Raw genomic sequence first — 6,123 nt, 5'->3', positions numbered from 1 at the left:
GCTTGTTGAATCTGATACAGATGCGCTTGTTGACGCTGAGGCACTGTTGCTTACGCTTGTGCTTACTGATTCTGAGGCAGACTTGCTTGCGGATTCAGATGTTGAAGCACTTGTGCTTGCGCTTGTACTTGCTGAGTTAGAAGCGCTGATTGAAGCAGAGATGCTGTTGCTCAAGCTTGTTGAATCTGATACAGATGCGCTTGTTGACGCTGAAGCACTGTTGCTTGCGCTTGTGCTTGCTGATTCTGAAGCGCTGATTGAAGCAGAGATNCTGTTGCTTACGCTTGTTGAATCTGATACAGATGCGCTGGTTGACGCTGAAGCACTGTTGCTTGCGCTTGTGCTTGCGGATTCTGAAGCGGATTTGCTTGCGGATTCAGATGTTGAAGCACTGTTGCTTACACTTGTGCTTGTTGAGTTAGAAGCGCTGATTGAAGCAGAGATGCTGTTGCTTACGCTTGTTGAATCTGATACAGATGCGCTTGTTGATGCTGAGGCACTGTTGCTTGCGCTTGTGCTTGCTGATTCTGAAGCAGACTTGCTTGCTGAGTCAGATGTTGATGCACTGTTACTTACACTTGTGCTTGCTGATTCAGAAGCGCTGATTGAAGCTGAGATGCTGTTGCTTACGCTTGTTGAATCAGATACAGATGCGCTGGTTGATGCTGAAGCACTGTTGCTTGCGCTTGTTGACGCTGAAGCTGAGGCACTACGTGAAGCTGATTCACTGTTGCTTACGCTTGTGCTTGTTGATTCAGAAGCACTGATTGAAGCTGAGATGCTGTTGCTTACGCTTGTTGAATCTGATACAGATGCGCTGGTTGACGCTGAAGCACTGTTGCTGTCGCTTGTGCTTGTTGATTCAGACGCACTGATTGAAGCAGAGATGCTGTTGCTCAAGCTTGTTGAATCTGATACAGATGCGCTTGTTGATGCTGAGGCACTGTTGCTTGCGCTTGTGCTTGCTGAGTTAGAAGCACTGATTGAAGCAGAAATGCTGTTGCTCAAGCTTGTTGAATCTGATACAGATGCACTTGTTGAGGCTGAAGCACTGTTGCTTACGCTTGTGCTTGCTGATTCTGAAGCAGACTTGCTTGCTGAGTCAGATGTTGAAGCACTTGTGCTTGCTGATTCTGAAGCGCTAATTGAAGCTGAGATGCTGTTGCTTACGCTTGTTGACGCTGAAGCTGAGGCACTACGTGAAGCTGACTCACTGCTGCTTACGCTTGTTGAATCTGATACAGATGCGCTCTTGCTTACTGAATCTGACTTAGAAGTACTGTCGCTTGCGCTTACTGATTCTGAAGCAGACTTGCTTGCTGAGTCAGATGTTGAAGCACTTGTGCTTGCTGATTCTGAAGCGCTAATTGAAGCTGAGATGCTGTTGCTTACGCTTGTTGACGCTGAAGCTGAGGCACTACGTGAAGCTGACTCACTGCTGCTTACGCTGGTTGAATCTGATACAGATGCGCTGGTTGATACTGAAGCACTGTTGCTTGCGCTTGTGCTTGCTGAGTCAGATGCACTGATTGAAGCTAAGATACTGTTGCTTACGCTTGTTGAATCTGATACAGATGCGCTGGTTGAAGCTGAAGCACTGTTGCTTACGCTTGTGCTTACTGATTCTGATGCAGATTTGCTTGCTGAGTCAGATGTTGAATCACTTGTGCTTGCTGAGTCAGATGCGCTGATTAAAGCTGAGATGCTGTTGCTTACGCTTGTTGAATCTGATACAGATGCGCTCTTGCTTACTGAATCTGACTTAGAAGTACTGTCGCTTGCGCTTACTGATTCTGAAGCAGACTTGCTTGCTGAGTCAGATGCTGAAGCACTTGTGCTTGCTGATTCTGAAGCGCTGATTGAAGCTGAGATGCTGTTGCTTACGCTTGTTGAATCTGATACAGATGCGCTCTTGCTTACTGAATCTGACTTAGAAGTACTGTCGCTTGCGCTTACTGATTCTGAAGCAGACTTGCTTGCTGAGTCAGATGCTGAAGCACTTGTGCTTGCGCTTGTGCTTGCTGAGTTAGAAGCACTGATTGAAGCAGAGATGCTGTTGCTCAAGCTTGTTGAATCTGATACAGATGCACTTGTTGATGCTGACTCGCTATTGCTTGCGCTTGTGCTTACTGATTCTGATGCAGATTTGCTTGCTGAGTCAGATGTTGAAGCACTTGTGCTTGCTGAGTCAGATGCACTGATTGAAGCTAAGATACTGTTGCTTACGCTTGTTGAATCTGATACAGATGCGCTGGTTGAAGCTGAAGCACTGTTGCTTACGCTTGTGCTTACTGATTCTGATGCAGATTTGCTTGCTGAGTCAGATGTTGAAGCACTTGTGCTTGCTGAGTCAGATGCGCTGATTGAAGCTGAGATGCTGTTGCTTACGCTTGTTGAATCTGATACAGATGCGCTCTTGCTTACTGAATCTGACTTAGAAGTACTGTCGCTTGCGCTTACTGATTCTGAAGCAGACTTGCTTGCTGAGTCAGATGCTGAAGCTGATTTAGACAAGCTTTCTGACTTGCTTGCTGAGTCAGATGTTGAAGCACTTGTGCTTGCTGATTCTGAAGCGCTGATTGAAGCTGAGATGCTGTTGCTTACGCTTGTTGAATCTGATACAGATGCGCTGGTTGAAGTTGATTTGGAAGCATCAACTACTGAGTTACTCTTACTTGCTGAATCTGATTTAGAAAGACTTTGTGACTTGCTAAGTGATTCAGATTTAGACTGGCTAGTTGAAGTTGATTTGGAAGCATCAACTACTGAGTTACTCTTACTTGCTGAATCTGACTTAGAAGTGCTTTCTGACTTGCTAAGCGATTCAGACTTAGACTGGCTAGTTGAGGTTGATTTAGAGGCATCAACTACTGAGTTACTCTTACTTGCTGAATCTGATTTAGAAAGACTTTGTGACTTGCTAAGTGATTCAGATTTAGACTGGCTAGTTGAAGTTGATTTGGAAGCATCAACTACTGAGTTACTCTTACTTGCTGAATCTGACTTAGAAGTGCTTTCTGACTTGCTAAGTGATTCAGATTTAGACTGGCTAGTTGAGGTTGATTTAGAGGCATCAACTACTGAGTTACTCTTACTTGCTGAATCTGATTTAGAAAGGCTTTGCGACTTGCTAAGCGATTCAGACTTAGACTGGCTAGTTGATGTTGATTTAGAAGCATCAACGATTGAAGTACTCTTGCTTGCTGAGTCAGATGTTGAGGCACTGGTTGATTGTCTTTGACTTAGACTAGTTGAAGTACTGCTACTCCTATACTCACTATCAGAAAGTTTTACAGTGAACGTATCCGTAGTCTTATCTTTATAGATAATGGTAACTGTTCTATTATCACTAATAGTGAAAGAGTCTATACGTTTTTCCTGCTTATTATTTAATTTTTCAACGGCTGCTAATATACGTGTTTTTTCTTGAGAATTTAATCGAGAAACATTTTCTACTTGGAAGGTTTCAGTCGGTGCTACTCCCTCCATAATATCCGTCAGTCTACCTTGCACAATACGGACATTGCCCGGCGAATCATTTCCTGCACTGTTTCTATTACCAGCCTTATCCGTTGCTACTGCATTGCGTTGCCAACTATTTCTACCATTTTTATCATACTCTAGATTATCATTCAAATGAGCTCTTACTGTAATACGGGCTGGACTAGCAGTAGTCGCTGTGATATTCCCCGTTAAATGCTCTACAGTTCCAGTCCCATATTTATTATCTTCAAAGAAATTACTTCCAAGGGCTGAGCCATTTGCATCTGCATTTGAAACGATCTTAAATTCTGATAATTGCCCGCTATTATCTGTAGCAGTGAAATTAATTTGAATATCATCTCCTGCGTACACAATATAGTTGCCATTTACAGGTGTTAGAGTTTGACCATTACGAGTCACCGTCGCACTTGGAACTGGAACAGCATCCACATTAGCTGGGATAAAATCTGTAGTATTATCACGGTAGGTAATGGTAATATTCCCATTTTCAGCTACCGAAATCGTTCCAGTTACGCCATCTTTCGTAAAATCACTACCAGATAAAAGCGACTGGTTTTTTTCTTTAAATTTTTCAAGTACTTGATCGCGTTCACTTACAGTCAAAGAAGATGGATTCTTAACAATAATGGTATCCCCACTAACTGGGTTGTGGCGTTCGTTGAAGCCTTTGATATGGAAATTCGTACGTGCTGTCGCAGTCAGACCATGAATATCTGTTACTGTGTACTCCAGAACATAGGTACCAGGCTTATAGGGTTTCCAAGTTCCGTTTTCACGACCCACTGTCCCTATTATGTCAATGGTGTATGTCTTTTGGGCACCTGTTCGTTTCCCCCCTTTATCATAGATATATAGATCTCCAAATTCCCCTTTCTTGTTAGTTGGATAGTTCGGTGCATTTAAACCTGTAATAATAGCATTGGATGGGGAGCCCGTGATTTTAGCCATCCCTTTATCATCATTCAGTCTTATCTGAAAATTATTGATTGCTTCATCATTATAAATTGTGATAGTGGATGGCATAGAAATCGTAGGCGGATTAGAGGCTGCACGTGAGTGTGCCCCTCTAGCAATTTCTGTCCCATTTCGTGGATCACGCACACCAGAATTAGCCGCCAACACAGCATTGACAATCGAATTACGCGCTGAAGTAGCTTTTTGCAATACTGTTGTTAAATCACTAGTTGGATCAGTCAGGGCTTTTTCAATTTCTGTTACTGCAGCATTGGCCTTATCAAGAGCTGAATCCGTATTTGGTAAATCAACCGCTTTTGCTAGATAGTCACCTATTTCAGCTGAAAGATTGGTCAACTTCCTACGGTTTTCTTCTTGTTGTTTAGCAGTGACTTCTGAAGATGCTATTGCAACCGCAGCAGCTTCAATTAAGCTAGTTGTGACAGAAGTTGATTGAACTCCACTAACACTATTCTTACCAGTAATTTCAGTTATTTTTAATTCAGCTGAGTCAATTTCAAGGTTCTTTGCTTCTTTTGAAGTAGAAGGTTGCTGGTCAATTGCTGTCGTCGATCCACTCTGTTCAACAGACAAACTTGACACTACAGAAACATTCGATCCACTTGTTGATTGACTGGCACTAGCAGAAGCACTGACAGACTCTTTTGGTGAAGTGGTCACGGTCTTATCTACCGTTTGACTCTTCTCAGCTTGTTTGAGCGCATCCTTGCCTTGGGCTTGATTCTTATCAGCGATCACACCAGCGGCTAGGTTATTGCTAGTTGTTGCCACTTGGCTGCTGAGTTGGGTTGCGCTTGACAAGGCGTCACCTAGCTTGCTGGTCGCAAGGCTCTCAGCAGGAGCAGTCTTGACATCAAGGGATGCTGAGGTCGAAGTTGAGACAGAGGTTTGAACTTCTGACTCGCTAACAGAGCTAGTGCTTTCAGCTAGAGATGCTGAAGTTTGGACACTTACTGAAGGAGCAGGTTGAGCGCTAGCAGATGCTGACTCAGAGACAGGAGTTGAGGCAGATGCTTGCACACTCGCTGATTGCGATGGAGTTTCACTAACAGAGGCTGACTCAGAAGCAGGACTTACAGCTGACTGGCTGGTAGTAACTGAACTGCTAGCTGACGCACTTGCTGATAGACTAGCTGATACAGAAACGCTTGTCGAAAGAGAAGCACTTACAGATTGACTGACTGACTCAGAAACAGATACAGAGTCTTGCTCTGCTTGTTCCTTCACTTCTGCTTGTGCTTGGGCAATGATAGAGTTATTGCTGGCTTCAGTTGTCGCATCAGCTTGGGGCTCAGTTGCGATGACTGCCTTACCAGTTTCCTTGTACTCAGATGTCTCATCTGCATATACAGTTTGCTCTTGAGTTGCAACAAAACCTGCGGCCCCGGCGGCTAAGATGGCCCCTATACCCGCAAGCGTGTTGACATTGAGATGAGCGTGGTCAAGTTCTTCAGTGTCGGATAGGCTTGTCGAAACAACTTCTCCCATCCCACCGATACGAAAGAGATNTAGTTGGGAATTCGAGGCTTTCACCCAGTTTTTACCCGACTTGTAAAGCTTGTAGCGCTTTTTCTCATCTACGATCTCGAAATCTTTGTTAAATTTTTTACTTCGAAACATTTTATTCCTTTCTTTTTTGAAAAA

2 protein-coding genes and 1 pseudogene are annotated in these 6,123 nt (G+C 43.8%); 1 reads left to right on the top strand and 2 read right to left on the bottom strand.

Annotated elements, in window-relative coordinates; genetic code table 11:
• The coding region (locus D8802_RS10535) for a MiiA motif-containing surface protein (protein ID WP_472725599.1) at positions 1-4,452 on the bottom strand (4,452 nt) is incomplete at its 3' end.
• 781 nt (positions 4,453-5,233) lie between these two features.
• Here D8802_RS10535 and D8802_RS10170 point away from each other — a divergent pair.
• Positions 5,234-5,371 (top strand): hypothetical protein, encoded by a 138-nt coding sequence (locus D8802_RS10170; RefSeq protein WP_185758231.1) that lies wholly within the window; start codon positions 5,234-5,236, stop codon positions 5,369-5,371.
• 587 nt (positions 5,372-5,958) lie between these two features.
• On the opposite strand, the pseudogene D8802_RS10485 reads toward D8802_RS10170, so the two are convergent.
• Positions 5,959-6,099, bottom strand: a pseudogene (locus tag D8802_RS10485) (KxYKxGKxW signal peptide domain-containing protein); the annotation flags it as partial.
• Positions 6,100-6,123 lie beyond the last annotated feature (24 nt).

Source organism: Streptococcus oralis (genome assembly GCF_003943395.1).
GTDB classification, from domain to species: domain Bacteria; phylum Bacillota; class Bacilli; order Lactobacillales; family Streptococcaceae; genus Streptococcus; species Streptococcus oralis_BF.
The sequence above is the reverse complement of the archived record's forward strand: the minus strand, read 5'-3'. Positions and strand labels throughout refer to the sequence as shown.